The following is a 25,644-nucleotide window of genomic DNA, read 5'->3' as shown; positions in this document are numbered from 1 at the left end:
TCTTGAAACTGGCTCTTGGGCCCATCCTGTACTTCTGGCCGCGCAACACCGTATTCGAGTTCTATCAGCAGATCGCGCAGGCGCCGGTCGATATCGTCTATCTCGGCGAGGCGGTCTGCTCGCGCCGGCGCGAACTGCGCCTGTCGGACTGGCTCGACATCGCCGACCTGCTGGCGGAATCCGGCAAGGAAGTGCTGCTGTCCACCCAGGTGCTGCTGGAATCGAAGACCGACGTCGGCACGCTGCACCGCATCGTCGACAACGGCCGCTACGGCATCGAGGCCAACGACATGGGCGCGGTGAACTGCCTCGCCGGCAAGCAATCCTTCGTCGCCGGGCCGCACCTGAACATCTTCAATCCGCCCACGCTGGAGTTCATCGCGCAGACCGGCGCGCGCCGCTGGGTGATGCCGCTGGAAATGAGCGCCGCCAGCCTCGCCCACATGCAGCGGGCGCGGCCGGCGGGACTGGAGACCGAGGTGTTCGGCTACGGGCGCATGCCGCTCGCGTTCTCGGCGCGCTGCTTCACCGCGCGGCATCACAACCTGCCCAAGGACGACTGCCAGTTCATGTGCATGCAGTATGCGGACGGACTGCCGCTGAAGACGCGGGAAGGGCAGCATTTCCTGACGCTCAACGGCATCCAGACCCAGTCCGCGCTGGTCTACAACCTGGTGCGCGAACTGGACGCGATGCGCGGGCTCGGCGTGGACGTGCTGCGGATCAGCCCGCAGGCGGAGCACACGCCGCAGGTCCTGGCCGCGTTCCGCGATGCGATCGACGGCAGCCTGTCGGCCAGCCAGGCCTTCGATCGGATCGCGCGCCTGATGCCTGACGAGGCCTGCGACGGCTACTGGCACGGCAAGCCCGGCCTCGAGCGCATCGCCGCCTGACATCCACGGAAGGATAGAAAAACATGAGTCAAGGCCGCTTCCTGTTGCCCGCCCCGGTGGGCAAGCTGCTTTCCTGCCTGCCGGTCTATCCCGGCTCGCTGCTGTTCTCCACCGGGCTCAACCTGGCCCTGCGCGACACGCTGCCGGCCGACGTGCAGCAGGCCTTGCAGGGCAAGCGCCTGCGCATCCGTGTCAGCGACGCCGGCGTGAGCTTCGACTTCAGCTTCGACGGCGGACGTTTCCGCGCCTGCCAGGGCGACGCCACGCCCGACCTCACGATCAGCGCCAGCGCGCATGACTTCCTGCTGCTGGCGCGCCGGGAGGAGGATCCGGACACGCTGTTCTTCAGCCGCCGGCTGTCGATGGAAGGCGATACCGAGCTCGGGCTGCTGGTGAAGAACACGCTCGACGCGATTGAACTGCCGACTTTCGAGCTGCTGAAGCAGCTGCCCGCAAGGGTGCTGGGGCGCGTGCGGTCGTAGCCGCGGGGCGCTTTTGCCGATCCGGTAGAGCCGGCGTCCCTGCCGGCCCAAAGCAAGTAAGTCCGGAGAGAGTGTGATACGCGGATCGCGACCCAATGAAGGTCGTGCGACCTCCGCCAGGCCGGCACGGAGGCCGGCCCCACTTACGTCGAGTCGGTAGGGCCGGCGTCCCTGCCGGCCCAAACCAGGTGCGTCCGGAGAGAGTGTGATACGCGGATCGCGATCCGATGAAGGTCGTGCCACCTCCGCCAGGCCGGCACGGAGGCCGGCCCCACTTACGTCGAGTCGGTAGGGCCGGCGTCCCTGCCGGCCCAAACCACGTGCGTCCGGAGGGAGCTTGATACGCGGATCGCGACCCAATGAAGGTTGTGCCACCTCCGCAGGCCGGCACGGAGGCCGGCCCTACTTACATCGGGTCGGTAGGGCCGGCGTCCCTGCCGGCCCAAAGCACGTGCGTCCGGAGAGAGCTTGATAGGCGGATCGCGACCCAATGAAGGTTGTGCCACCTCCGCCAGGCCGGCACGGAGGCCGGCCCTACTCAGGCCGGGTCGGTAGGGCCGGCGTCCCTGCCGGCCCAAACCAGGTGCGTCCGGAGAGAGTGTGATACGTGGATCGCGACCCGACGAAGGTCGTGCCACCTCCACAAGGCCGGCACGGAGGCCGGCCCCACTCACGCCGAGCCAATCGTGCCGTCGTCCTTGCCTTCACACCCGGCGTTTCGGGAGCGCCTGATGCGCATGCCCTGACTACGCCGGCCGGAAGCTGAAGGAGGGGAACAAGCCCGCTATCCGGTCGAGCAACGGCTGCAGGCTTTCCGCATTCCCGTTGCCGCTGTTGCGCAGGCCCTTGTCGCGGCAGCCCTGCGGACGGAACATCTGCAACGCATAGTTGCGCACGCCCATGCCGTGCAGGTCTTCGGCGAGCGTCGCCATTTCTTCCGGCGACAGCAGGCCCGGATGCCAGGTGCTGCGGAATTCATGCGGCACGCCGCTCGCCAGCAGCGCCTGCACGCATTGCAGCGCCTGCTCGCCGCTGCCGGCGATGCCGGTGACCCGCTCGTACAGGCCGAACGGCGCCTTCACATCCAGCGCCACCCAGTCGGTCAGGGGCAGGACGCTTTCGAGCCGGTTGGGATAAGCGCCGCCGCACTGCAGTCCGACCGCCAGGCCGAGCCGGCGCACGTCCTGCATCGCAGACGCCAGGGCCGGGTCGAGCGTGGGTTCGCCGCCCGAGAAGACGACGGCGTCGATCTCCCCGGCGCGCTGCGCGAGCAGGGAGAGGATCTTGGTCCATTGCAGCGGGCTGTGATGCAGGCGCAGCTGAAGATGGGGATTCTGGCAGTAGCCGCATTTCCAGGGACAGCCCTGGACGAAAATCACCGCGGCCCGGCGGTCCGGAAAATCCGTGAGCGACATCGGCGTGACGCCGCCGACCTTGAGCGAACGGTTGCCGGCTTCAATCGTGGAGGCGGAGGGGCGGCGCGTGGCGGCGGTGAGGCTCATCGCGCAAACCTAGCCGGCACAGCCGCACTGGCCGCAGCGGCCGCTGCAGCCGTCGTTGCTGGCCTGGCCGAGGTTCAGCTTGCGCACGCCGTAACCCGCCTTCTCCAGCACCGCGGCCACTTCCCTCGGCGCGGTCAGCTGTTCATCGAACTCGACGATGGCGCGATTGCCGGGATAGGAGACGGCCACGGTGCCGACGCCGTCGATCGTCTTGATCGCGCGCATCACGGTCTCGGTACAGTCTTCGGAGTTCATGCCGGTCACGTCCAGTACTTCGGTTTGCATCTTGCTTCCTTTTGTTGCAGTGATACGAATGGCCGCGATCCTAATGGATGCGGCCATCGGTGCTGAATGATCGAGATCAAATTTCCCCGGACTCGCGCCGGCACCCGATCAGTGCGACATCAGCACCGGCACCGTCATCGATTCGAACACGGTGCGGGTCACGCCGCCGAGCAGGATTTCGCGGAAACGGGAATGACCGTAGCCGCCCATGACCATGAGGTCGGAGCCGAGATCGGTGGCGATCGACAGCAGCGCATTGCCGACGTCGATATCGGTCTTCTGACGTACGACGTTGACCTTGACGCCGTGGCGGGCGAGGTAGAGGCCGATGTCGGCGCCCGGCTGCTCGCCGTGCGCTTCCGGACGCTTGTCGGCATTGAAGACGACCACGTCGACGTTCTCCGCGCGCTTGAGCAGCGGCAGCGCGGCGGTCACAGCGCGGGTGGCGCTGGTGCTCGCGTCCCAGGCGATCAGCGCGCGCCGGCTGACGGTCTCGAAGCTGCCGGCATAGGGAACGACCAGTACCGGACGGCCGGCGTTCATCACCACGAATTCCGGGAAGTCGGCGAGCGTGCCGGCCGAGGGTTCGTCGGGATCCGTCTGGCCGATGACGACCAGGTCGCTGTAGCGCGCCTGCAGGCTGACGCCGCTGCCGGCCTCGTCGTCGACCTGGCGTGCCTCGTAGCTGCGCACGCCGGCGCGGCGGGCGATGTCTTCGAATCCGTCGAGCGCGCCCCGGGCGCGGCGGCGCAGTTCCTCGATATGCTGGTCGAGGCCGTTGGCCGAGCCGCCTTCATAAATGAAGCGCGACTGATAGATGAAACGGGAAACGCCGCTCGGTGCGGCACCGATAAGATGGGCTTCCTCGGCGCATGCGATGCGCGCCGCGATATCGATGCGCTTGCCTGCATGCTTGTCGGAGTCGACGTGTACGAGAATGGTCTTGTACGACATGGTTCTTGTTCCTTCTGAATGGTGATTACGCACGTCGCGGGTCACGTGTCGGCCTTGCCCGCAGTGCCTGTTAGCGTAGGGGCTGCCATGGCGCCAGTCCAGTGAAACAGAAGGGCATCAAATCATGTTTCGGGCATTTTTGACTCAGATCAATTTTCCAAAAAGCCCTGCTTCTTAACATGCAAAGCCATTGGATGATGCGGTCCCCTTGCCCGGCGCGCGGCAAGAACGCGGTGGCCGGCGAGGCATCAAACAATCGGTTTTTTCCGCCCCGTGCGCCCAACCCTCGATACGGACCGTCATGACCATCCGCAATCTCAAGCAATTGTTCGAGCCCGCATCCGTCGCAGTCATCGGGGCTTCCGACCGTCCGCACAGCGTCGGCGCCACGGTGCTGCACAACCTGGTCGCCGGCGGCTATATCGGCCGCATCTTTCCGGTCAATCCCAGGCACAAGATGCTGGCCGGCCTCGAGGTCGTGCCCTCGGTCACCCGCCTGCCGCAGGCGCCGGACCTGGCCGTGATCTGCACGCCGCCGCACAGCGTGCCCGGCATCATCAAGGACCTCGGCAAGCTCGGCACGCGCGCCGCGATCGTGCTCACCGCCGGACTGTCGAGCACGCACGATGCACTCGGCCGCAGCATGCGCGACCTGATGCTGGCGGCGGCGAAGCCCCATCTGCTGCGCATACTCGGTCCGAACTGCGTGGGGCTGCTGGTGCCGGGCATCGGTCTCAACGCCAGCTTTGCCCACACCGGCGCCTTGCCGGGCAAGATCGCATTCGTTTCACAGTCGGGAGCGATGGTGACCGGCGTGCTCGACTGGGCGCGCTCGCGTCATATCGGTTTTTCCCGCTTCATCTCGCTCGGCGACAGCGCGGATGTCGACTTCGGCGACGTGATCGATTATCTGGCGACCGATCCCGAGACCGAAGCCATCCTGCTGTACATCGAAGCGGTCACGCATGCCCGCAAGTTCATGTCGGCCGCGCGGGCTGCCTCGCGCAGCAAGCCCACCATCGTGATCAAGGCCGGCAGGGCGCCCGAGGGGGCGAAGGCCGCGGCCTCGCATACCGGCGCGATGATGGGCGCCGACGATGTCTATGACGCCGCGATCCGCCGCGCCGGCATGCTGCGCGTCTACACCACGACCGATCTGTTCGACGCCGTCGAGACCCTGGCGCGCACCCGTCCCGCGCGCGGCGACCGGCTGGCCATCCTGACCAACGGCGGCGGTCCCGGCGTGCTCGCCACCGATGCGCTGATCGGCAAGAAGGGGCGGCTGGCGTCGCTGTCGCCGGAGGTGCTGCAGCAGCTGGACAGCTTCCTGCCCGCGACCTGGTCGCGCGCCAATCCGGTCGACATCATCGGCGACGCCCCCGCGGAACGCTATCTGCGCGCGATGGAGGCGCTGCTGCGCGAACCGGAGGCGGATGCGCTGATGTTCATTCATGCGCCCACCGCGATCGTGCCGAGCGCCGAGATCGCGAGCGCGGTGGCGCCGCTGGCGAGGCAGGCCGGGCGCAATGTGTTCGCCTGCTGGCTGGGCGGCGATTCGGTCGCGCAGGCGCGCAGCGTGTTTTCACAGGCCGGCATCGCCACCTACGACACGCCGGAGGAAGCGGTGCGCGGCTTCATGCAGACGGTCGAGTACCACCGCAACCAGCAGCTGCTGATGGAAGTGCCGGCCTCGCCGTCGGACGGCCTGAACGAAGACCGCGAGGCGGCACGCCGGGTGGTGCGCGCGGCGCTGGCCAGCGGTCGCGGCCAGCTCAGCGAGCCGGAGGCCAAGCAGGTGCTGGCGGCCTACGGCATCCCCGTGGTGCAGACGCGGGCCGCGGCCGATGTCGGGGAAGCGGTGCGGTGCGCGCGCGAGATCGGGTTTCCGGTGGCGCTCAAGATCCTGTCGCCGGACCTGACGCACAAGTCCGATCTCGGCGGCGTGGTGCTCGACCTGGAGACGCCCGAGTCGGTCGAGGCGGCCGCGGTCGCGATGCAGCGCCGCCTGCACGAGCTGCGCCCGGAGGCGCGCCTGCGCGGTTTCTCGGTGCAGACCATGGTGCGCCGGCCGGAGGCGCGGGAACTCATCATCGGCGTGTCCACCGATCCGGTGTTCGGGCCGGTGATTCTGTTCGGGCAGGGCGGCGTCGCGGTGGAAGTGGTCGCCGATCATGCGATCGCGCTGCCGCCGCTGAACATGGTGCTGGCGCGCGACCTGATCTCTCGCACCCGCGTGTCGCGCATGCTTGCGGCATATCGTCATTGCGGCGCGGCCGACGTGGATGCCATCTGCCGCGTGCTGATCCATGTCTCGCACCTGATCGTCGATATCCCCGAGATACGCGAACTCGACATCAATCCGCTGCTGGCCGACGCCGGCGGCGTGATCGCGCTCGACGCCCGCATCGCGGTGGCGGAGGCAGACAGGCGCGGCGTCGACCGGCTCGCCATCCGTCCCTATCCGGAAGAACTGGAAGAGTGGATAGCGTGGCAGGGCGGCCGCGTGCTGCTGCGCCCGATCAAGCCGGAGGATGCGCCGCAGCACGTCGCCTTTTTCAATGCGCTCGACCCCGAGGATGTGCGGATGCGGATGTTCGTGCGCATGCGCGAACTCTCGCCCGCGCAACTCGCGCGCATGACCCAGATCGACTACGACCGCGAGATGGCCTTCATCGCCACCCGCAGCCGGGAAGACGGACAGCCGGAAACCCTCGGCGCGGCGCGGGTGATCTTCGATCCAGACATGGCGAGCGCGGAGTTCGCCATCAGCGTGCGCTCCGACCTCAAGGGCAAGGGTCTCGGCTGGCTGCTGATGAACAAGCTGATCGGCTACTGCCGCGAGCGCGGCGCCGACGAGATCGTCGGCGAGTGCCTGAGCTACAACCAGGGATTGCTTGCGCTGGTGCGGCAGCTCGGCTTCGAGGCGCGCCATGCGATCGGCAGCGACACCATGCAGCTGCGCCTGCCGCTGCGCGACTAGCCCGCCGCGCTTGCTTTTGCCGGCGCGGGTCTTTAAGATGCATAAGAAATGAATCTTTAAGAGGCCGGTCATGTCCGTCATCATCATCGAAGAGCCCGTCAAGCGCGGCGAAGCCCGGTCGGGCCTGTTGCATCATCCGCTTTTCCGGCTCGGTTTCCGTCCCTTCTATCTGCTGGCCGCGCTGCTCGCCGCCGCCGCGATTCCGCTGTGGATCGCGCGCTGGTACGGCGTGCTGCCGGGCCTGGCCCGCATCGATCTGAACTGGCATATGCACGAGATGGTGTACGGGTTTGCGCTGGCGGTGATCATCGGCTTCCTGTTCACCGCGGGCCGCAACTGGACCGGGCTGTGGACGCCGAGGCGCGGCCATCTCGCCGCGCTCGCCGGCCTGTGGCTGGCGGGGAGGGCGGCCATGCTGCTGCTGCCGCCGGTCTTCGCCGCGGTGGTCGACCTGCTGTTCGTTCCGCTGGCCGCCTGGCCGATGTACCGGGTGCTGCAGCGCGCCGGCAACAAGCGCAACATGTTCCTGGTCGGCCTGCTCGGACTGCTGACCGCGATCAATCTCGCGTATCACCTGTCGGTCCTCGGCTGGCTGTCGATGCCGCCGATGCATGCGATGCAGGCGGCCATCCTTGTCATCGTGCTCATCGAGGCCGCGATCGGCGGACGCGTGATCCCGGGCTTCACCCGCAATGCGGTCGCGGGCAGCAACCCCGTCGTGCACGAGCGTCGCGACCGGGTCACCATGGCGGTCACCGCCGCCGCCGCGCTCGGCTGGGTCGCGGGCGTGCCCGCGCCGCTGGCCACCGGACTCGCGGTGGCGGCCGGCTGCGCGCAACTGACCCGGCTGATCGGCTGGCAGCCGCACCTGACCCTGTCCAATCCGCTGTTGTGGATTCTGCATGCATCCTATGCGTGGATCGCCGGCGGCTTCCTCCTGCTGGGGCTTGCCGCCGCCGGCGTGATGAGCGAGAGCGCGGCCTTCCATGCGCTGGCGGTCGGCTCGATGGCGGGCCTGATCATCGGCATGATCACCCGCACCGCGCTCGGCCATACCGGGCGGGCGCTGAAATCCGGGCCGGTGGAGCTGCTGATGTACCTGCTGATCCAGGCGGGGGCGCTGGTCCGCGTGCTGGCGGCCGCCGGCGTCGGCGGCCAGGCCATGCTGGGCGTGGCGGCACTCTGCTGGAGCGCCGCCTTCCTGCTCTACGTCGCGGTCTACGGACCTTACCTGTTGCGCGCCCGGATCGACGGACGCGAGGGATGATTGACAAGATGGCCGGGTACGTTTACGGCATCCGGCCATTTTTGACTTAGATCAAGGCTGCGATTTCCGGCCGAAACGTACACTGCAAGCCATTCCGAAGGTGTCCCGACAGGGGGCGCCGGGCAGCAGGAGTCCTAAACCATGGCAGTCGCCACCAATGCAGTTCCCGTCATCCCCAACGTGCAGTTCGATGCACCGCTGATCCGCAAGCTCAGCCAGCAGGGGCCGCGCTACACCTCTTACCCGACCGCGGACCGCTTCAATGAAGCGTTTGGCATGGGGGACTATCTGCAGGCGGTGAACAATGTACGCGCGATGGGCGCGCGCAACCCGATCTCGCTGTACGTGCACATCCCGTTCTGCGACAAGCTCTGCTACTACTGCGCTTGCAACAAGATCATCACCAAGAACCGCAGCAAGGCCGAGGTCTACCTCACCTACCTCAAGCGCGAGATCGAGATGCAGGGCAAGCTGTTTGCCGACATGAATACCGTCGAGCAGCTGCACTTCGGCGGCGGCACGCCGACCTATCTGTCGCATGAGCAGATGGGCGAGCTGCTGGCGCACCTGCACAAATGGTTCCGTTTCGCCCCCGACGAGGCGGGCGAGTATTCGATCGAGATCGACCCCCGCACCGTTTCGCCGGAGCGCATCCATGCGCTGCGCTCGCAGGGCTTCAACCGCATCAGCTTCGGCGTGCAGGATTTCGATCCGGACGTGCAGAAGGCGGTCAACCGCATCCAGTCCGAGGAGCTGACCCTGGGCGTGATGAACGCCGCGCGCGAGGCCGGCTTCCGCTCGATCAGCATCGACCTGATCTACGGCCTGCCCAAGCAGAACCTGGTGACGATGAACCAGACCCTGGCCAAGGTGATCGCCGCCAGCCCGGACCGCATTTCGATCTACAACTATGCGCACATGCCGGCGCTGTTCAAGTCGCAACGCCGCATCGCCGAGGAAGACCTGCCGAGCGCCGAGACCAAGCTCGACATGCTCTCGCTGTGCATCAAGCGGCTCACCGATGCCGGCTATGTCTATATCGGCATGGATCATTTCGCCAAGCCCAACGACGATCTCGCCATCGCCCAGCGCCAGGGCCGCCTGCACCGCAACTTCCAGGGCTACTCCACGCATGCGGAAGCCGAGATGGTGTCGGTCGGCGTTTCGGCGATCAGCGCGGTCGGCTCGACCTACAGCCAGAACGAGAAAACCCTCGAAGCCTATTACGAGCGCATCGAGCAGGGCGAGCTGCCCATCGTGCGCGGAACCAAGCTCAACGTCGACGATCTACTGCGCCGGATCATCATCCAGAAGCTGATGTGCAATTTCGAGCTGTCGATCCGTTCGCTGGAGCTGGCCTATCCGATCACCTTCGCCAACTACTTCGAAAAAGAGCTGGCGAAGCTGCGCGAACTCGAGATCGACGGCCTGCTCACCCTCGACGAGGACTGGCTGACGGTGACGCCGAAAGGGCGTCTGCTGATCCGCAATATCTGCATGGTGTTCGACCGCTACCTCGGCATGAAGCGGGAAGAACCGCTGCAGCGGCTGCGTTATTCGAAAACCATCTGACCTGGCCGTGCGAACCCCGCGGACGCCCCGGCGGCGTCCGCCTCTACCGGACCTTCAATTGACCGACCTGCATCTTTTCTCCGTGTTCCTGATCGGCCTGCTCGGCGGCGTGCACTGCATCGGCATGTGCGGCGGCATCGTAAGCGCCTTTTCGGTCGCGTCCGGCCGCCGCGTGATCCCGATCGCGGCCGCCGGCGGCGCCGGCGCGCTTGCGCGCGGCGCGGCAGTCGAGGACATGGTGCGGGTGGTTTCCTACAACGCCGGCCGGCTGGCCAGCTATGCGACGGCGGGCGCGATCGCCGGCGGCATCGCCGAAGGCGCGCGCACGCTTTCCTTCATGTCCGGCCTGCAGGTCGGCGGATACTGGCTTGCCAACCTGATGCTGGTGGCCCTGGGGCTGTACCTGATGGACACCTGGCGCGGCCTGGCGAAGCTGGAATCGGCGGGACAGATCCTGTGGCGCCGCCTGCAGCCGATGGTCGGCCACCTGCTGCCGATCGACAGCGCGGCCAAGGCGTTCGCGCTCGGCGGGCTGTGGGGCTGGGTACCCTGCGGCATGGTGTACAGCGTGCTGCTGACGGCAATGATGAGCGGCTCGGCCGTCTCCGGCGCCAGCGTGATGCTGGCCTTCGGCGCCGGCACGCTGCCGCTGCTGCTGACCATGGGCATGCTCGGTAGCCGCCTGCAGACCGCCATCCGCAAGCGCGGCGTGCGCGTCGCGGCGGGGCTGCTGGTGCTCGGCTTCGGCCTGCTCGGCCTGGCGCGCGCCGCCAACGGCGTGTCCTTCGGCTGGCTCGACGCGCTGTGCCTGACGCCGCCGCCCGCGCTGCACGGAGGCCATTGATGGGCGAGAACGCTTCCTGCTTCCATTGCGGCCTGCCGGTGCCTGCCGGCAGCAGCTGGTCGGTGCGCATCGCCGACGAAGACCGCGCGATGTGCTGCCCGGGCTGCGAGGCGGTCGCCAGGACCATCGTCGACAACGGCCTGTCGGCTTACTACCTCAACCGGGAAGGCTATTCCAGCACCGGCGACGAGTCGCTCGTGCCGGAAGAACTGCGCCTGTACGACACGCCCGAGGTGATGGCGCAGTACGGCACCGCCGGCGACGGCCAGCAGTGCGACGCCCTGTTCTCGGTGGAAGGCATCCGCTGCGCCGCCTGCGTATGGCTGATCGAGCGCCGGCTGGCGCGCGTGCCGGGTGTGCAGAAAGTCAACCTCAACGTCGCGACCGAGCGGCTGCAGGTGCAATGGCGGCAAGACCGCTGCAAGCCGAGCGATATCCTGGCCGCGGTGCGCGAGGTCGGCTACGCCGCCTATCCGTTCGACGCCGCGCGGCATGACGCGCAGCTGCGCAAGGCCGAGAAAACGCTGTTCCGCCAGGTCTTCATCGCCGGCCTGTCCATGATGCAGGTGATGATGTACGCGGTGCCGGTCTACATGGCCACCGACGGCACCATGGACGCCGACATGGAAAAGCTGATGGAATGGGCCAGCCTGCTGCTGACGCTGCCGGCGGTCTTTTATTCCGCGCTGCCTTTCTTCCGGGGCGCATGGGCCAATCTGCGCGCCCGCGCGCTGGGCATGGACGTGCCGGTCGCGCTCGGCATCGCCGCGGCTTTCGGCGGCAGTCTCGCCGCCACCTTCAGCGGCAGCGGAGACGTGTATTACGACTCCGTCACCATGTTCATCTTCCTGCTGCTCTGCAGCCGTTACCTCGAACTGATGGCTCGCCGCAAGGCCGCCTCCGCGCTGGAGCGCCTGCAGCATGCGATGCCGGCCTCGGCCTCGCGCATGAAAGCCTATCCGGCCGATCGCGGCACCAGCATGGTGCCGGCGGCGCAACTGGCCGAGGGAGATTTCGTGCTGGTCAAGCCGGGCGAGGCGGTTCCCGCCGACGGCGTGATCGTCGAGGGCAGCACCGCGATCGACCTGTCGCTGCTGACCGGCGAGAGCCGGCCCCAGCCGCACGCCGTCGGCGACCGTCTGCCGGGCGGCGCCGTCAATGCGACACAGGCGATCGTCGTGCGCATTGCCAAGCCGGTCGGAGAAAGCACGCTGTCGACGCTGGTCAAGCTGATCGAGCGGGCAGGGCAGGCCAAGCCGCAACTGTCGCTGTGGGCGGACAAGGTCGCCGCCTGGTTCGTCGCCGCGCTGCTGGTGTTCGCCGTGGCGATCTTCTTCGCCTGGCAATGGATCGACCCGTCGCGCGCCTGGCCCATCGCCATCGCGGTGCTGGTCGTGTCCTGTCCGTGCGCGCTGTCCCTGGCGACGCCGAGCGCGCTCGCGGCGGCCACCGACCGCCTGGTCCGCCAGGGCGTGCTGGTCGTGCAGCCGCACGTCCTGGAAACCCTGCACCGCACCACGCATGTCGTTTTCGACAAGACCGGCACCCTCACGCTGGGTCGCCCCGCGCTGCGCGCCACGACGGGATTCGCCGCGCACGGCGAGGCCTGGTATCTGCGCGCCGCCGCCGCGCTCGAGGCGGGCAGCGCCCATCCGCTGGCGCATGCGCTGATCGAGGCCGCCGCGCGGCAGGCGGGCGCGCCGCTGAAGGCGGTCGAGGTGGTGCACCGCGCCGGCCAGGGCCTGGAGGGCATGGTCGAGGGCCTGCGCCTGCGCCTGGGATCCGAATCCTTCGTCGCCGAGCTGACCGGGGCGCCGCCGCCCGCGCTGCCCGAGGGATACGCCGCCACGCCGGTATGGCTCGGCACCGCCCACGGATGGCTGGCGCGCTTCGATCTCGAGGACGCGCTTCGGGCCGATGCGCGCGACGTGGTCGCGCATTTCAGGAAACGCAACAAGCAGGTGATCCTGCTCAGCGGCGACCAGCAGGCCGTCACGGCACGCATCGCCGCCGAACTCGGCATCCCCGTCGCGCTCGGCGAGCAGCTGCCGGACCAGAAGCTGGCCTACGTGCAGGATCTGCAGAAGCAGGGCGCGGTGGTCGCGATGGTCGGGGACGGCATCAACGATGCCGCGGTGCTGCGCGCGGCCGATGTCTCTTTCGCAATGGGCGGCGGCGCCGCGCTGGCGCAGACGCATGCCGACACGGTGCTGCTGTCGGGCCAGCTGCATTCGGTGGCCGATGCAGACCAGGCGGCGCAGCAGACCATGGCGGTGATCCGCCAGAACCTTACCTGGGCCACGCTCTACAACCTGCTGGCGATTCCGGCGGCCGCGGTCGGGCTGCTCAATCCCTGGCTGTCCGGCATCGGCATGTCGCTCAGCTCGGCCGTCGTCGTGATCAATGCGCTGCGCCTGCGCCGCATACCGCGCGCCGCGCGCCTTCGTGCCGATGCTGCCGTCGCTGCCGATCATGCCGGCCTGCGGCGGCAACAGCCCGCCTGACGAATCGCCATGGAATCCCTCTACCTTCTCATCCCCCTGAGCGTCCTCATCGTGTTCATCGCGATCTGGATCTTCTTCCGCGCCTCCGACGGCGGCCAGTTCGACGACCTCGTCGGACCGGGCATGCGCATCCTGCAGGATGACGACCGCGGCCAGGTGGTGGAAGACGGCGCCAGGCAGTCGGACCGCGTCGGAGAGCGCCAGCCTCCCGCCGCCGGCACCGACGCCTCCCGCTGAAAAAAGCACCACGTCTCCCGCCTCTCTTTGCCTATTTTTTAGGCATAAAAACACCTCTTTTCAGAGGGAAGAGGGCGTTCCGGACCAATTTGATTCAGGTCAAAGTTTTTTGGGGGTCAGACTCGTAACCTCGCCTCCATCCTTACCAACCGGGAGATCGTACGTGGATACATCACTGAACTACAACTACAAGGTCGTGAAGCTGTTCACGATCGCTACTGTAGTGTGGGGCGTGGTGGGCATGCTGGTCGGCGTTTTCATCGCCGCCCAGCTTGCCTGGCCAGCCCTCAACTTCGACATCGCATGGCTGAGTTATGGCCGACTGCGACCGCTGCACACCAATGCCGTGATCTTTGCATTCGGCGGCTGTGCCCTGTTTGCCACTTCCTACTTCGTCGTCCAGCGCACCTGCCAGGTGCGGCTGTTCTCCGATGCGCTGGCCGCCTTCACCTTCTGGGGCTGGCAGCTGGTGATCGTCGCCGCCGCGGTCTCGCTGCCGCTCGGTTATACCTCCGGCAAGGAATACGCCGAACTGGAATGGCCGATCGACATCCTGATCACGCTGGTCTGGGTCTCCTACGCGCTGGTGTTCTTCGGCACCATCGTCAAGCGCAAGGTCGCCCACATCTACGTGGCCAACTGGTTCTTCGGCGCCTTCATCCTGGCCGTCGCGCTGCTGCACGTGGTCAACAGCGCCGCGATCCCGGTCACCGGCATGAAGTCCTACTCGGCCTACGCCGGCGTGCAGGACGCGATGATCCAGTGGTGGTACGGCCATAACGCGGTCGGCTTCTTCCTGACCGCCGGCTTCCTCGGCATGATGTATTACTTCATCCCGAAGCAAGCCGACAAGCCGGTGTTCTCGTATCGCCTGTCGATCGTCCACTTCTGGGCGCTGATCTTCACCTACATGTGGGCGGGTCCGCACCACCTGCACTACACCGCGCTGCCCGACTGGACCCAGTCGCTCGGCATGGTGTTCTCGCTGATCCTCCTGGCGCCGTCCTGGGGCGGCATGATCAACGGCATCATGACCCTGTCCGGCGCCTGGAACAAGCTGCGCAACGACCCGATCCTGAAGTTCCTGATCGTTTCGCTGTCGTTCTACGGCATGTCGACCTTCGAAGGCCCGATGATGTCCATCAAGACCGTCAACGCGCTGTCGCACTACACCGACTGGACCGTCGGCCACGTGCACGCCGGTGCGCTGGGCTGGGTCGGCTTCATCACCATGGGCGCCGTCTACTACCTGCTGCCGCGCCTGTCGGGCAAACAGCAGATGTGGAGCACCCGCCTGATCGAAGTGCACTTCTGGGTCGCCACCGTCGGCATCGTTCTGTACATCGCCGCCATGTGGATCGCCGGCGTCATGCAGGGCCTGATGTGGCGCGCGGTGAACGCCGACGGCACGCTGACCTACACCTTCGTCGAGAGCGTCAAGGCAACCTATCCGTACTACGTGATCCGCTTCACCGGCGGCCTGCTGTACCTCGGCGGCATGATCCTGATGGCATACAACACCTTCATGACCGTCCGTGACGGCAAGGCAGTCGTGGCCCGCATTCCGGCACTGGAACCCAGCCACGCCTAAAGCCCGATCACACATCAAGGAACTGCAATGAAAAAGTTTACACATGAGTTAGTCGAGAAGAACCCCTGGGTCCTGATCGGTCTGGTGCTGCTGGTGATCTCCATCGGCGGCCTGGTCGAGATCGTGCCCCTGTTCTTCCAGAAGTCGACCACCGAGCCGGTGGCGGGCCTGAAGCCGTACTCGGCGCTGCGCCTGGCCGGACGCGACGTCTACATCCGCGAAGGCTGCTACAACTGCCACTCGCAGATGATCCGTCCGTTCCGTGCCGAGACCGAGCGCTACGGCCACTACTCGGTCGCCGCCGAGTTCGTCTACGACCGTCCGTTCCAGTGGGGCTCCAAGCGCACCGGCCCGGATCTCGCCCGCGTCGGCGGCCGCTACAGCGACGAATGGCATCGCACTCACCTGAACAACCCGCGCGACGTGGTGCCGGAATCGAACATGCCCGGCTATCCGTGGCTCGAAAAGGCCAAGGTGGATCCGGCCTCGGTGGGTCCGAAGATGGCGGCGCTGCGCAAGCTCGGCCATCCCTACACGGATGAGGAAATTGCCAACGCCGCCAAGGAAGTCGAAGGCAAGACCGAGCAGGACGCCCTGGTGGCCTACCTGCAGGGTCTCGGCGTGCTGATCAAGGCGAAGAGGTAATCATGAACTTCGAACAACTGATTTTCGACGCGCGCAACCTGGTCACGGTGCTGAGCTTCCTGAGCTTCATCGGCATCGTGCTGTGGGCGTACAGCGCCCGCCGCGGCGCGGACTTCGAAGCGGCAGCCAACCTGCCGTTCGCGGATGAAATGAACATGCAAGAGGCGGACAAAAATCATGGCTGACTTTACTAGTGAATTCTGGAGCATCTACGTCACGGTGCTCACCGTACTCGGCATCGCCGGCTGCGCGCTGCTGCTGTGGCAGCAGTCCAAGGCCAAGATCGTCATCGAGGAAGGCAAGGAAGCCAACACCACCGGCCACTCCTGGGACGAAGGCCTGCACGAGCTGAACAACCCGATGCCGCGCTGGTGGATGTGGATGTTCTACATCACCATCGTCTTCGGCGTGATCTACCTGGCGCTGTATCCGGGCCTGGGTTCGTTCAAGGGCAAGCTGGGCTGGGCATCGACCGGCGCCTATCAGAACGAGCTGAAGAAGGCTGATGAAGACTTCGGTCCGATCTTCGCCAAGTACCAGTCGCAGGACATCCCGACGGTGGCGGCCGATCCCCAGGCCCGCGCCATCGGCGAGCGCCTGTTCCTGACCTACTGCTCGCAGTGCCATGGTTCCGACGCCCGCGGCAACAAGGGCTATCCGAACCTGACCGACGGCGACTGGCTCTACGGCGGCGAGCCGGACGTGATCAAGACCACGATCATGAAGGGCCGCAACGGCATGATGCCGCCGATGGCCGCGGCCGTCGGTTCCGAGAAGGACGTCGAGAACGTCGCCCACTACGTGCTGAGCCTGTCCGGCTCGACCGCGGACCCGATCAAGGCCGCGTTCGGCAAGGAGAAGTTCGCGGCCTGCGCAGCCTGCCACGGCGCCGGCGGCCAGGGCAACCCGGCACTGGGCGCGCCCAACCTGAGCGACAAGACCTGGCTGTACGGCGGCAGCGCCGACACCATCATGGAAACCGTCCGCAAGGGCCGCACCAACCAGATGCCGGCATTCGACGAATTCCTCGGCGAAGCCAAGGTGCATCTGCTGACCGCCTATATCTGGAGCCTCTCCAACGGCAAGCAGACGGTCGCACAGAAGTAAGCGCAGTACCCATACGAAGCAGTACATGGCGATCCGCGGCAATGGCGGCGCGGATCGCCGAAACCTGGCAGTACATGGCGGTCGGCGGCAACGGCGCCGCGGCTGGCCGAAGGAAAGAGCTCCGAAATGAACGAACCTGCACCAAAGGTTTCGGTAATCAGAATGTATGAGGCACGCGCGGAAATCTATCCGCGCGAGGCCAAAGGCTGGTTCTCCAGCTGGCGCTGGGTCTGCGTGTGGCTGACCCAGATCGTCTTTTACGGCTTGCCCTGGCTCTCATGGAATGACCGGCAGGCCGTCCTCTTCGATCTCGCCGCGCGAAAGTTCTACATATTCGGCCTCGTGCTGTGGCCGCAGGACTTCATCTATCTCGCGCTGCTGCTGATCATCTGCGCCTATGCGCTGTTCCTGTTCACCGCGATCGCCGGCCGCCTGTGGTGCGGCTATGCCTGCCCGCAGACGGTCTACACAGAGATCTTCATGTGGATGGAGCGCAAGATCGAGGGCGATCGCAGCGCCCGCATGCGGCTCGACAAGCAGCCCTGGGGCGCCAACAAGATCGCGCGCAAGACCGCCAAGCATGCGGCATGGATTCTCTTCGCGCTGTGGACCGGCTTCACCTTCGTCGGCTACTTCTCGCCGATCGACGAACTCGGCCGCTCGCTGCTGGCGCTCTCGCTCGGCCCCTGGGAGTGGTTCTGGGTGCTGTTCTACGGCTTCGCCACCTACGGCAACGCGGGCTGGATGCGCGAGCAGGTGTGCAAGTACATGTGCCCGTACGCGCGCTTCCAGAGCTCGATGTTCGACCCCGACACGCTCACCGTCACCTATGACCAGAAGCGCGGCGAACCCCGCGGCGCCCGCCGCAAGGACCAGCCGACCAGTCTCGGCGACTGCATCGACTGTACGATGTGCGTGCAGGTCTGCCCGACCGGCATCGATATCCGCAACGGCCTGCAGTACGACTGCATCGGCTGCGGCGCCTGCATCGACGCCTGCAACACGGTGATGGACAAGGTCGGCGCGCCGCGCGGCCTGATCCGCTACACGACTGAAAACGGCATGCGAAATGCGCTGTCGCCGAAGGAGATCCGCCGCCGCACCATGCGTCCGCGCGTCCTGGTCTATACCGCGATCCTGCTGCTCATCATCGCCGGCGTGTTCGGTTCGCTCGCCATGCGCACCAACCTCAAGGTCGACGTGATCCGCGACCGCGGCTCCATGGGCCGCGAGGTCGAGGACGGCATGATCGAGAACGTGTACCGGCTGCAGATCATGAATACGGATGAACGTCCGCACCGTTTCAGGATCAGTGTCATGGGTCTCGACACCATCGCCATGGCATCCGAGGATGTGGTCGAACTGGCAGCGACCGAATCGCGTGCGGTGCCGGTGCGGGTGCGCACCGCCCACGGCAAGGGCGAGAAGGGCTCGAACAAGATCATGTTCGAAGTGAAGGCCCTGGACGACGACGACATGCAGGTCAAGGAAAAAGCGGTATTCATCGTGCCGCGCTAAGGAGCAGAACATCATGCAAAGCAACGCAACACTGAAGACCCCCGGCAAGGACACCGCACCCTGGTACGCGCACCGCTGGCCCTGGCTGCTGATGCTCGGTCCGGCCGCGGTCGTCGTCGCCGGCGTCCACACCACCTATCTCGCCTATTCCAACCAGGATGCGCTGGTGGTCGACGACTATTACAAGCAGGGCAAGGCGATCAATCACGACCTCAGCCGCGACCGCGTGGCGGCGGGCATGAAGGCGGAAGCCGGGCTCGGCTACGATGCGGCGCGCGGCCAGCTCAGGGGCAGCCTGCGCAGCTTCGGCCAGCCGCTGAGCGGCAAGTTCACGCTGCAGCTGGTGCACTCCACGCAGCCGGAAAAGGATGTGCGCCTGACGGTCGAAACCGACGCCGGCGGCGCATTCACCGCGCCGCTGCCGATGCTCGACATCGGCCGCTGGGCGGTCCAGATCGAGCCGGACCAGCGCGCCTGGCGCCTGCATGGCGAATGGAACTGGCCGCAGGAACGCGAGATCCGCCTGCTGCCGCCCGCGCCGTAACAAAGGAACAAGGCGGCCGCGCCACGCGGTCGCCGAATTGTCCGTGCAACAGCGCGTGCTCTGTTGCACAATACAGCCGGAGACCTTTTCTCAAATCTTCGAAACGCTTCCCGGATTTGAGAACTGAATACCGCGATCAACGCGGACCCGGCTTGCCGCAAAGACAAGCCAAAACCTCAGGAGATGGAGGGCAGCAGCATGGCGCGACTGATGATGGTGGTCTTGTGGCCGTCTTTTCTGGTGGCGATCGTGGCCGAGGGTTTTTTCTTCTCGTTCTTCGACCCGCACGAACTGGCCTTGTCCGGCATCCACATAGAGCTGCCGGCGATCGCGATCTACACGATCGGCTTCTTTTGCTTCTGGGTTTTCTGCGCGCTGGCGAGCATGCTCAGCTGCTATCTCGCCAACGTCCCCAACGACAGGCGCATTCCTTTCTGACCCGGGCTCGCGGCCCGGCGAACGACATCGCGCCCGCCCGCCTGCGCGGGCGGCGTATCAGTTGCAGGTCTCGGTGCCCGCCGCCACGGCCTTGAGCGTATTCGGCTGGAGCAGCTCCAGCTCGCGGTTGTTGACCTTGATCCAGCCCTGTTTCTTGAACTTGGACAGCAGGCGGCTGATGCTTTCGATCGTCAGGCCGAGATAATTGCCGATTTCTTCACGCGTCATCCGCAGCTGGAAGGCGGTCGACGAATAGCCGCGCGCGGAATAGCGCGACGACAGGTTGGTCAGGAAGGCGGCGAAACGCTGTTCCGCCCGCATGTTCCCGAGCAGGAGCATCACGCCCTGCTCGCGGGTGATTTCCTGGCTCATCATGCGATGGAAGTGGTGCAGCAGCCTCGGCATCTCGGCGAACAGGCCTTCCAGCCGGGAAAACGGAATCTCGCATACCTCGCTGTCTTCGAGCGCGATCGCGTTGCAGTGATGGCGGTCGGTGCTGATGGCATCCATGCCGAGCAGTTCGCCCGCCATCTGGAAGCCGGTCACCTGCTGGTCGCCGCTCGGGTTGATCTGCATGGTCTTGAAGTGGCCGAGACGGATCGCATAGAGATTGGTGAACGGATCGCCGACACGGTAGAGATGCCCGTCCTTGGGCACCTTGCGGCGACGGCCGATGATCCGGTCGAGCTTGTCCATGTCCGATTCGCCCAGTCCCATCGGCAGGCAGAGCTCATGCATGCTGCAGGCAGAGCATCGGGTATGGTCCTTCGGCGCCGACGCGGACGGCGGGGGGAAGGGGACGGACTGGGTCATGTCGGAAGTGTTCATGCGATGCAGGATCATTTTTTTGCTCGCTTTCTAAGCTGCGGTCTCGAACCCTGGAAATTGAGCCAGGTCAAGAAATCCAATGCAAAGGCCGTGCCACCCGCCGGAACCCGCGCCAGATCAAGGAAAGCCGGGAAAACGCAGGCGGCCGCGTTCCCGAAGCCGGGAATGCGGCCGCTGTCGCCCTGCCAATTGCAGGAAAGCTCAGTCCTTCCCGAGATTCAGAAAGATGTTCGCGGCGAAGGCGAGGATGCTGAGCGCGGCCACGATTTCGCCGATCGCCAGCACGGGAATGAGTTGCCGCTGTCCGTGCAGCACCAGGGCCAGCGCGACCGACATCACCGGCAGCGACAGGTTGGCGAGCCAGAAGTGCAGGCGGCCGAGGCGGGTGTTTCCGGCGGCGGGAAACACGCAGTAGATCAGACCGGCGAGCGCCATCGTCGCCCAGCCGAGCAGGTTGACATGCGCGTGGACGGGACGCAGCGTGAAGTTCTCGCTGGCGCCCATCATGATGCCCATGCCGACGCCGACGATCAGATAGAGGACGGCGAGACGGAGCCAGAGGATGCCGGTATCGGCAAGGACGGTCCGGGCGGGGTTCAGGCCTGGCATGATGAGGGTCTCCTTGTTCAGACGGTTTCGGGAATGAGAGTGGATGCGCGCACGCTGTCCAGGGCGGCGGCGGCGATCGCGTCGGGCTGGGGCAGGAAGGCCTGTTCGAGCGGCCAGCTCGCCGCGGCGGGCGCGTCCGGTCCGGTCAGCCGCCGTACCGGCGACCGGAGCGCGTCGAACGCCTGCTCGCCGACGATGGCGGCGACCTCCGCGCCGACGCCGCACATGCGGCTCGCCTCGTGCACGATCAGCAGCCGGCCGGTCTTGCGCACCGAGCGCAGGATGGCCGCCTCGTCGAGCGGCTTGAGCGAGCGCAGGTCGATCACTTCCGCGTCGACGCCCCGGTCCGCCAGCGTGGCGGCCGCCTGCAGGCAGCTGTCGACCATCTTGGCGTAGGAAACGATGGTGATGTCGCTGCCGGCGCGCCGCACCGCTGCTTTGCCGAGCGGGACCAGGTGTTCGCCCGCCGGCACCTCGCCCGCAACGTAGCCGAGTGCGAGGTCGACGAAGAACAGCACCGGATTGTCGTCGCGAACGGCCGCCTTGAGCATGCCCTTGAAATCCGCCGCGGTGGACGGCATCGCGACCTTCAGACCCGGGCTGTGCACGAACCACGATTCCAGGTTGTGATTGTGCTGGGCGCCGACGCCCCAGCCCGCGCCGGTCATCGCGATGACCACCATCGGGAAGGCGAACTGGCCGCCGGAGAGATAGCGCAGCTTGCCGGCGCTGTTGACGATCTCGTCCATCGCGAAGCAGAGGAAGGGCGCGAACAGCAGGTCGACGACCGGACGCAGGCCGCTGGCGGCGGCGCCGGCGGCAGTGCCGGCGATGATGCCTTCGGCCAGCGGCGTATTGCGCACCCGGGCCGGGCCGAATTCCTCCAGCAGTTCGCGGCGCTTGGTGGCCACGCCCTCGCCGAACATCAGCACGCGCGCATCGCGCCGCATTTCCTCGGCCAGCGCCTGGCCCATGGCTTCATTGACGGTGATCTGCATGGTGCGCTCCTCAGGCGTAGACATCGGTGGTGAGTTCGGACAGGGCGGGGAAGGGCGAGGACCGGGCGTAGTCCAGGGCCGCGGAAATCGTGTCCCGGACGCGCGCTTCCATGGCGGGGAGTTCTGCGGCGCCGAGGCGGCCGTCGGCGAGCAGCCTGCGCCGCAGCGCGGGGATGGGGTCCCGCTCCCGCCAGCCCGCCAGCTCGGCCGCGTCCACATAGGACTGGTCGTCCGGCTCGAAATGCCCGCGCAGCCGGTAGGTGCAGGTCTCGAGCAGGAAGGGCTTGCCCTCGGCGCGCACATACGCTACGGCCTCGGTAGCGGCGGCGAGCACCGCCTCGGCGTCGTTGCCGTCGACGGTCATGCTGCGGATCCCGTAGCCGGGCGCCCAGCCGCTGACATGATCGCCCGCCATGGTTTCGCGCCGGTGCACGAAGGCCTGCCACTGGTTGTTCTCGCATACGTACAGCAGCGGCAGCTGCCATACGCTGGCCAGGTTCAGCGATTCGTGAAAGATGCCCTCGCAGGCCGCGCCGTCGCCGAAGAAGCAGGCGACGATGCCTTCCTCGCCGAGCATCTTCTTCGCGAGGGCAACACCGGTGGCCAGCGACAACTCGCCGCCGACGATGGTGGAGGTGAGCACCACGCCGAGTTCGGCCGCCGAGACGTGCAGGGATCCGCTCTTGCCCTTGCAGTAACCGGTGGCGCGGCCGAGCACCTCCGCCATCAGGCGGCCGGGGTCGGCGCCGCGGGCCAGCAGGTGGCCCGCGCTCCGGTGGTTGGTCAGTATCTTGTCCTGCGGGCCGAGCGCCCGGATCACGCCGACGGCGGAGGCTTCCTGGCCGACGGCGGTGCAGATCCCCGCCGCCGCGCCCTCGGCCTGCAGCGCCGCGAGCCGTTCTTCATAGGCCCGGATCAGCATCATGCATTCGAGCATGGACGCCGGGCGCCGATCGCTGTTTATTGCTGTCATCTTCGTCCTTTCTTGCGCTTGCTGCCGTCATCGGGGCGATGCGGCATGAAGGGAACGAAGCTTACTGCGCGTACGGGGGCGGCGGACGCGGCGGCATCCGGCTTAAGCTTTTTTTAAGATTTGTTGAATGAAGTTTTAAGAATTCAGGCAGGGGCGGCGCCCGGCTGCAGCCGCAGGGGCCGGTCCACCTGCAGGCGGAAGCGGCCGCGTCCGGTCTTTTCGATGCGCAAGGGGGCCTCGCGTTCGACCAGGCGGCGGCCGAGCAGCACCAGCCGCGCTTCCAGGTTGTCGCTCACGCCCGGCAGGCGGATCCGGGGATCGACCCGCAGTTCGCGGTTGGAAAACTCGACCCGCTGGCGCGCCGCATAGTCCTGCAGCAGGGTCCAGAGGATGGAGCCCGCCACGCCCTTGATCAGGTAGTCGCCGTCGAGGAAGACCGAATCGTTTTCCGCATAGTGCCGCACGATCACCGGCGTGCCCTCGGGGCGCGCCGGCAGGCCGGGCGGCGCCGGCGATTCTTCCGCGCAGTCGGCGGCGCTCTGCAGCAGCTGGATGGCCAGCCCGAGCTGGGCGGCCAGGCTGACCAGCGCGTCTTCATCGTCGTAGCTGAAGCGCAGCTCCTGCGGGCTTTCCACGTACAGGACCCCGAGCAGATGCTGTCCCGCCATCACGGGTACCGCCAGCTTGCTGCCGGGCGCGGGCAGGCCGGGCAGCGGGATCTCGGTCTCGAGCGCCCCGGCCATGCCGCCATGCTCGGCGCTGTGGCGGATGGCGCGGCTGTAGCCGTACTCGGCCGTCATGTGGCCAATGCGGATGGCAGCATGGGCGCGGGCGGCGACGCCGATGACGCCCTGACCGAAGGCGATCTCCGAACCGACGCCCGAGCTTTCATAGCCGCGGCTGGCGACGGTGTACAGCCGGCCGGCGGCCTCGTCGGCCATCAGCAGCATCGCATGGCTGATGCCGAACTCCCTGTCCAGGCAGGCGAGGGACTCGGCCAAAAGTTTTTCGAGGTCGTTGCAGGCGGCGAGCCGGGCGCTTGCCGTGCGCAGCGCCGCGAGAAGGTTGCGCTGGGCCGGGGGCGCCGGCATCAGCGCGCCGGGCAGGGGCTGGACCTCGTGCACGCGGAAGATGTCCGCACCGAGCAGCCGGAAGATGCCGCTCATGCCGGTATGGGACGCGATGCCGGCGAGGCGCGCCTTCATGTTCTCGAACAGCGGTCCGGAAGTCTCGGTATGCAGGTATTCCAGCCGCAGCCGGTACTGCTGCAGGGTGGCCGGATTGACGACCACCAGGGAGGCGCGCGGATCGGCGAGGATGTTCTGGCGCGTCTTGTTGAAGAACTGCCAGGACAGGGCCACGTGCCGGCTGTCCACATACTGGACCTGGGACAGATAGGCCACGTTGGGCGTGCCGTCGGCGGCGGCGGTCGCCATGGTGCCGGGGATGACGCCCTCGAGGCATTCGCGGATGGCGTCGAGCTGCACGCTCATGACCTGCTTTGCAGCCGTTCGCCGGCCTGCGGTCCCGGCGTCTGCACATAAGCCTCTGCCAGGGTGAAACGGATGGCCACCACTTCCGATGCCGGGAAACCGAGCAGGGTTTCCACCTGCTCGGCCCGGAAACCGATCGTCGCCAGGTCGGCGGCAAAAGCCTGGCGGTAGCGGATGATCAGCGCGGCGTCGCCCTCATCGAGCGGCACCAGGCGCGCGTCGCGTCCCTTGAGCTGTATGGTGCGGTGGGTGGACGGCTGGCTGAAGGCGGCGGCGATCAGGCCGTTGTCGCGCACGCAATCCAGCACCGGCGCCGCCTGCTGCATCGAAACGAAGACGGTGACCCGCCGCAGGTCCGCCGAGATCCGGCATCCCGTGCCGCGCGCCAGGGTCGGGTGCCTCCCCGGGCCGCAGGCGCCGATCGACATCGAGACGCCGCCCTGGATGAAGGCGGCATGCTGGGCGTCGATCAGCGGTTGCGGCGGGCTCACGGCGGGCGGGGTTCTCGAAATCGGGATGTCGGGATGATAACCGGGAAATCGGCTCACGCGCGCACCGCCGCACCGGGCGATTCTGATAGAGTTGCTCGCCATGGCAAAACTCACTTTGGATCGCATCCTGCAGTCGCAGGGCTTCGGCAGCCGCAAGTACTGCCGCGAACTGGTCGAAGACGGCGAGGTGGCCGTCAACGGCGTTGTTGTAACCGACTGGCGTTCGACGCCGGATACGAGCGGTCTGGTGCTGCGCGTTTTCGACGAAGACTGGACCTATCGGGAGCGGCTCTACATCGCGCTCAACAAGCCGGCCGGCTACGAGTGCTCGCGCAAGCCCAGCCACCATCCGGCGGTGCTCACGCTGCTGCCCGAACAGTTCGGCTGGCGCGACGTGCAGCCCGTCGGCCGCCTGGATCATGACACCACCGGTCTACTTCTGCTGTCCGACGACGGCGCCTTCATCCATGCGCAGTCGTCGCCGCGCCGGCATGTCCCCAAGCGCTATCTCGCGACCACCCACGCCCCCGTCACCGAGCCGCTGCTTCAGGCATTGCGGGAGGGCGTGCAGCTGCATGACGAACCGGCGCCGCTCAGGGCGCTGTCGTGCGAGGCGGTCGGCGAACGGCAGATCGAGATCGTGCTGGAGCAGGGCAAGTACCACCAGGTCAAGCGCATGCTGGCGGCGGCCGGCAACCATTGCGAGGCGCTCAGGCGGATTTCGGTGGGCGGGCTGACCCTGGACATGCTGGGCCTGGCCGAGGGCGAATGGTGCTACCTGGAGGAGGCGCAGCTGGCGCTGTTGCGCGCCGGCTGATTTTCCTCAAGTCAATGCAGATTCCGTAGAGAAACCTGTAACAAGCCTGTACGATTCCGCATACTATATAAG

25 protein-coding genes are annotated in these 25,644 nt (G+C 66.6%); 16 read left to right on the top strand and 9 right to left on the bottom strand.

From position 1 onward, the window contains the following. Positions 1-2: 2 nt before the first annotated feature. Positions 3-893, top strand: coding sequence for a ubiquinone anaerobic biosynthesis protein UbiV (ubiV, locus tag NCCP691_RS08590; protein ID WP_220807841.1), 891 nt, complete (start codon positions 3-5; stop codon positions 891-893). Between the two features lie 23 nt (positions 894-916). Further along, a complete protein-coding gene (gene ubiT, locus NCCP691_RS08585) occupies positions 917-1,375 on the top strand; it encodes a ubiquinone anaerobic biosynthesis accessory factor UbiT (protein WP_220807840.1) in 459 nt (152 codons plus the stop codon). Positions 1,376-2,121: 746 nt separating this feature from the next. Here ubiT and NCCP691_RS08580 read toward each other — a convergent pair. From NCCP691_RS08580 to NCCP691_RS08570, 3 genes are all read right to left on the bottom strand, one after another. Then, entirely contained in the window at positions 2,122-2,877 is a 756-nt protein-coding gene (locus NCCP691_RS08580) for an anaerobic ribonucleoside-triphosphate reductase activating protein (protein WP_220807839.1), read from the bottom strand. 9 nt (positions 2,878-2,886) lie between these two features. Next, positions 2,887-3,162, bottom strand: a complete 276-nt coding sequence (locus tag NCCP691_RS08575; protein WP_220807838.1) for a heavy-metal-associated domain-containing protein — start codon at positions 3,160-3,162, stop codon at positions 2,887-2,889. 108 nt (positions 3,163-3,270) lie between these two features. Next, a complete protein-coding gene (locus NCCP691_RS08570) occupies positions 3,271-4,116 on the bottom strand; it encodes a universal stress protein (RefSeq protein WP_220807837.1) in 846 nt (281 codons plus the stop codon). 301 nt (positions 4,117-4,417) lie between these two features. On the opposite strand from NCCP691_RS08570, the gene NCCP691_RS08565 reads away from it, so the two are divergent. From NCCP691_RS08565 to NCCP691_RS08505, 13 genes are all read left to right on the top strand, one after another. Then, on the top strand, positions 4,418-7,096 hold the full coding sequence (locus tag NCCP691_RS08565) for a bifunctional acetate--CoA ligase family protein/GNAT family N-acetyltransferase (RefSeq protein ID WP_220807836.1): 2,679 nt from the start codon (positions 4,418-4,420) through the stop codon (positions 7,094-7,096). 70 nt (positions 7,097-7,166) lie between these two features. Next, positions 7,167-8,363 carry an NnrS family protein gene (locus NCCP691_RS08560; RefSeq protein ID WP_220807835.1) on the top strand — a complete coding sequence of 399 codons (1,197 nt, stop codon included), beginning with the start codon at positions 7,167-7,169 and terminating at the stop codon, positions 8,361-8,363. A 141-nt stretch (positions 8,364-8,504) separates the two neighbouring features. Next, complete coding sequence (gene hemN, locus NCCP691_RS08555; RefSeq protein WP_220807834.1) at positions 8,505-9,935, top strand: oxygen-independent coproporphyrinogen III oxidase; 1,431 nt, start codon at positions 8,505-8,507, stop codon at positions 9,933-9,935. Between the two features lie 58 nt (positions 9,936-9,993). Next, positions 9,994-10,779, top strand: a complete 786-nt coding sequence (locus NCCP691_RS08550; RefSeq protein ID WP_220807833.1) for a sulfite exporter TauE/SafE family protein — start codon at positions 9,994-9,996, stop codon at positions 10,777-10,779. Next, the gene (locus NCCP691_RS08545; protein WP_220807832.1) at positions 10,779-13,283 is read left to right on the top strand and encodes a heavy metal translocating P-type ATPase; all 2,505 of its coding nucleotides are present in this window, start codon (positions 10,779-10,781) and stop codon (positions 13,281-13,283) included. Before NCCP691_RS08550 ends, NCCP691_RS08545 begins: the two co-directional genes overlap by 1 nt. A gap of 9 nt (positions 13,284-13,292) precedes the next feature. After that, positions 13,293-13,520, top strand: coding sequence for a cbb3-type cytochrome oxidase assembly protein CcoS (gene ccoS / locus NCCP691_RS08540; RefSeq protein ID WP_220807831.1), 228 nt, complete (start codon positions 13,293-13,295; stop codon positions 13,518-13,520). 163 nt (positions 13,521-13,683) lie between these two features. Further along, positions 13,684-15,111: a cytochrome-c oxidase, cbb3-type subunit I gene (gene ccoN / locus NCCP691_RS08535; protein WP_220807830.1), complete on the top strand. Its 1,428-nt coding sequence runs from the start codon at positions 13,684-13,686 to the stop codon at positions 15,109-15,111. A 27-nt stretch (positions 15,112-15,138) separates the two neighbouring features. Continuing rightward, positions 15,139-15,756, top strand: coding sequence for a cytochrome-c oxidase, cbb3-type subunit II (ccoO, locus tag NCCP691_RS08530; protein ID WP_220807829.1), 618 nt, complete (start codon positions 15,139-15,141; stop codon positions 15,754-15,756). 2 nt (positions 15,757-15,758) lie between these two features. Further along, positions 15,759-15,941 carry a cbb3-type cytochrome oxidase subunit 3 gene (locus tag NCCP691_RS08525; RefSeq protein ID WP_220807828.1) on the top strand — a complete coding sequence of 61 codons (183 nt, stop codon included), beginning with the start codon at positions 15,759-15,761 and terminating at the stop codon, positions 15,939-15,941. Next, positions 15,934-16,863, top strand: coding sequence for a cytochrome-c oxidase, cbb3-type subunit III (gene ccoP / locus NCCP691_RS08520; RefSeq protein ID WP_220807827.1), 930 nt, complete (start codon positions 15,934-15,936; stop codon positions 16,861-16,863). The genes NCCP691_RS08525 and ccoP overlap by 8 nt, the downstream gene beginning before the upstream one ends. Before the next feature lie 162 nt (positions 16,864-17,025). After that, a complete protein-coding gene (gene ccoG / locus NCCP691_RS08515; RefSeq protein ID WP_373870334.1) occupies positions 17,026-18,381 on the top strand; it encodes a cytochrome c oxidase accessory protein CcoG in 1,356 nt (451 codons plus the stop codon). Between the two features lie 13 nt (positions 18,382-18,394). Then, complete coding sequence (locus tag NCCP691_RS08510; RefSeq protein ID WP_220807825.1) at positions 18,395-18,925, top strand: FixH family protein; 531 nt, start codon at positions 18,395-18,397, stop codon at positions 18,923-18,925. Positions 18,926-19,123: 198 nt separating this feature from the next. Beyond that, complete coding sequence (locus NCCP691_RS08505; protein WP_220807824.1) at positions 19,124-19,363, top strand: hypothetical protein; 240 nt, start codon at positions 19,124-19,126, stop codon at positions 19,361-19,363. A gap of 57 nt (positions 19,364-19,420) precedes the next feature. Here NCCP691_RS08505 and fnr read toward each other — a convergent pair whose 3' ends face one another. From fnr to NCCP691_RS08475, 6 genes are all read right to left on the bottom strand, one after another. Further along, positions 19,421-20,176, bottom strand: a complete 756-nt coding sequence (gene fnr, locus NCCP691_RS08500; protein WP_220807872.1) for a fumarate/nitrate reduction transcriptional regulator Fnr — start codon at positions 20,174-20,176, stop codon at positions 19,421-19,423. 216 nt (positions 20,177-20,392) lie between these two features. Continuing rightward, positions 20,393-20,800, bottom strand: a complete 408-nt coding sequence (locus NCCP691_RS08495) for a cbb3-type cytochrome c oxidase subunit I (protein ID WP_220807823.1) — start codon at positions 20,798-20,800, stop codon at positions 20,393-20,395. Positions 20,801-20,817: 17 nt separating this feature from the next. Next, the gene (locus NCCP691_RS08490) at positions 20,818-21,798 is read right to left on the bottom strand and encodes an alpha-ketoacid dehydrogenase subunit beta (protein WP_220807822.1); all 981 of its coding nucleotides are present in this window, start codon (positions 21,796-21,798) and stop codon (positions 20,818-20,820) included. A 10-nt stretch (positions 21,799-21,808) separates the two neighbouring features. Continuing rightward, a complete protein-coding gene (locus tag NCCP691_RS08485) occupies positions 21,809-22,771 on the bottom strand; it encodes a thiamine pyrophosphate-dependent dehydrogenase E1 component subunit alpha (RefSeq protein ID WP_220807821.1) in 963 nt (320 codons plus the stop codon). Between the two features lie 143 nt (positions 22,772-22,914). After that, positions 22,915-24,264, bottom strand: coding sequence for a GAF domain-containing protein (locus NCCP691_RS08480; protein ID WP_220807820.1), 1,350 nt, complete (start codon positions 24,262-24,264; stop codon positions 22,915-22,917). Beyond that, positions 24,261-24,812: a hypothetical protein gene (locus tag NCCP691_RS08475; protein WP_220807819.1), complete on the bottom strand. Its 552-nt coding sequence runs from the start codon at positions 24,810-24,812 to the stop codon at positions 24,261-24,263. Before NCCP691_RS08475 ends, NCCP691_RS08480 begins: the two co-directional genes overlap by 4 nt. A gap of 43 nt (positions 24,813-24,855) precedes the next feature. On the opposite strand from NCCP691_RS08475, the gene NCCP691_RS08470 reads away from it, so the two are divergent. Next, the gene (locus NCCP691_RS08470; RefSeq protein ID WP_220807818.1) at positions 24,856-25,572 is read left to right on the top strand and encodes a pseudouridine synthase; all 717 of its coding nucleotides are present in this window, start codon (positions 24,856-24,858) and stop codon (positions 25,570-25,572) included. Positions 25,573-25,644 lie beyond the last annotated feature (72 nt).

This window comes from Noviherbaspirillum aridicola (assembly GCF_019656455.1).
In the GTDB taxonomy this organism is placed as follows: Bacteria; Pseudomonadota; Gammaproteobacteria; order Burkholderiales; family Burkholderiaceae_D; genus Noviherbaspirillum; species Noviherbaspirillum aridicola.
Note: the sequence above shows the minus strand (reverse complement) of the source record. Positions and strands in the feature narration are given on the sequence as shown.

Coding starts and splice junctions, on each gene's coding strand:
- ubiT (WP_220807840.1), top strand. CDS start 917: ATGAGTCAAGGCCGCTTCCTGTTGCCCGCCCCGGTGGGCAAGCTGCTT.
- NCCP691_RS08580 (WP_220807839.1), bottom strand. CDS start 2,877: ATGAGCCTCACCGCCGCCACGCGCCGCCCCTCCGCCTCCACGATTGAA.
- NCCP691_RS08575 (WP_220807838.1), bottom strand. CDS start 3,162: ATGCAAACCGAAGTACTGGACGTGACCGGCATGAACTCCGAAGACTGT.
- NCCP691_RS08570 (WP_220807837.1), bottom strand. CDS start 4,116: ATGTCGTACAAGACCATTCTCGTACACGTCGACTCCGACAAGCATGCA.
- NCCP691_RS08565 (WP_220807836.1), top strand. CDS start 4,418: ATGACCATCCGCAATCTCAAGCAATTGTTCGAGCCCGCATCCGTCGCA.
- NCCP691_RS08560 (WP_220807835.1), top strand. CDS start 7,167: ATGTCCGTCATCATCATCGAAGAGCCCGTCAAGCGCGGCGAAGCCCGG.
- hemN (WP_220807834.1), top strand. CDS start 8,505: ATGGCAGTCGCCACCAATGCAGTTCCCGTCATCCCCAACGTGCAGTTC.
- NCCP691_RS08545 (WP_220807832.1), top strand. CDS start 10,779: ATGGGCGAGAACGCTTCCTGCTTCCATTGCGGCCTGCCGGTGCCTGCC.
- ccoS (WP_220807831.1), top strand. CDS start 13,293: ATGGAATCCCTCTACCTTCTCATCCCCCTGAGCGTCCTCATCGTGTTC.
- ccoO (WP_220807829.1), top strand. CDS start 15,139: ATGAAAAAGTTTACACATGAGTTAGTCGAGAAGAACCCCTGGGTCCTG.
- NCCP691_RS08525 (WP_220807828.1), top strand. CDS start 15,759: ATGAACTTCGAACAACTGATTTTCGACGCGCGCAACCTGGTCACGGTG.
- ccoP (WP_220807827.1), top strand. CDS start 15,934: ATGGCTGACTTTACTAGTGAATTCTGGAGCATCTACGTCACGGTGCTC.
- ccoG (WP_373870334.1), top strand. CDS start 17,026: ATGTATGAGGCACGCGCGGAAATCTATCCGCGCGAGGCCAAAGGCTGG.
- NCCP691_RS08510 (WP_220807825.1), top strand. CDS start 18,395: ATGCAAAGCAACGCAACACTGAAGACCCCCGGCAAGGACACCGCACCC.
- NCCP691_RS08505 (WP_220807824.1), top strand. CDS start 19,124: ATGGCGCGACTGATGATGGTGGTCTTGTGGCCGTCTTTTCTGGTGGCG.
- fnr (WP_220807872.1), bottom strand. CDS start 20,176: ATGACCCAGTCCGTCCCCTTCCCCCCGCCGTCCGCGTCGGCGCCGAAG.
- NCCP691_RS08495 (WP_220807823.1), bottom strand. CDS start 20,800: ATGCCAGGCCTGAACCCCGCCCGGACCGTCCTTGCCGATACCGGCATC.
- NCCP691_RS08490 (WP_220807822.1), bottom strand. CDS start 21,798: ATGCAGATCACCGTCAATGAAGCCATGGGCCAGGCGCTGGCCGAGGAA.
- NCCP691_RS08485 (WP_220807821.1), bottom strand. CDS start 22,771: ATGACAGCAATAAACAGCGATCGGCGCCCGGCGTCCATGCTCGAATGC.
- NCCP691_RS08480 (WP_220807820.1), bottom strand. CDS start 24,264: ATGAGCGTGCAGCTCGACGCCATCCGCGAATGCCTCGAGGGCGTCATC.
- NCCP691_RS08470 (WP_220807818.1), top strand. CDS start 24,856: ATGGCAAAACTCACTTTGGATCGCATCCTGCAGTCGCAGGGCTTCGGC.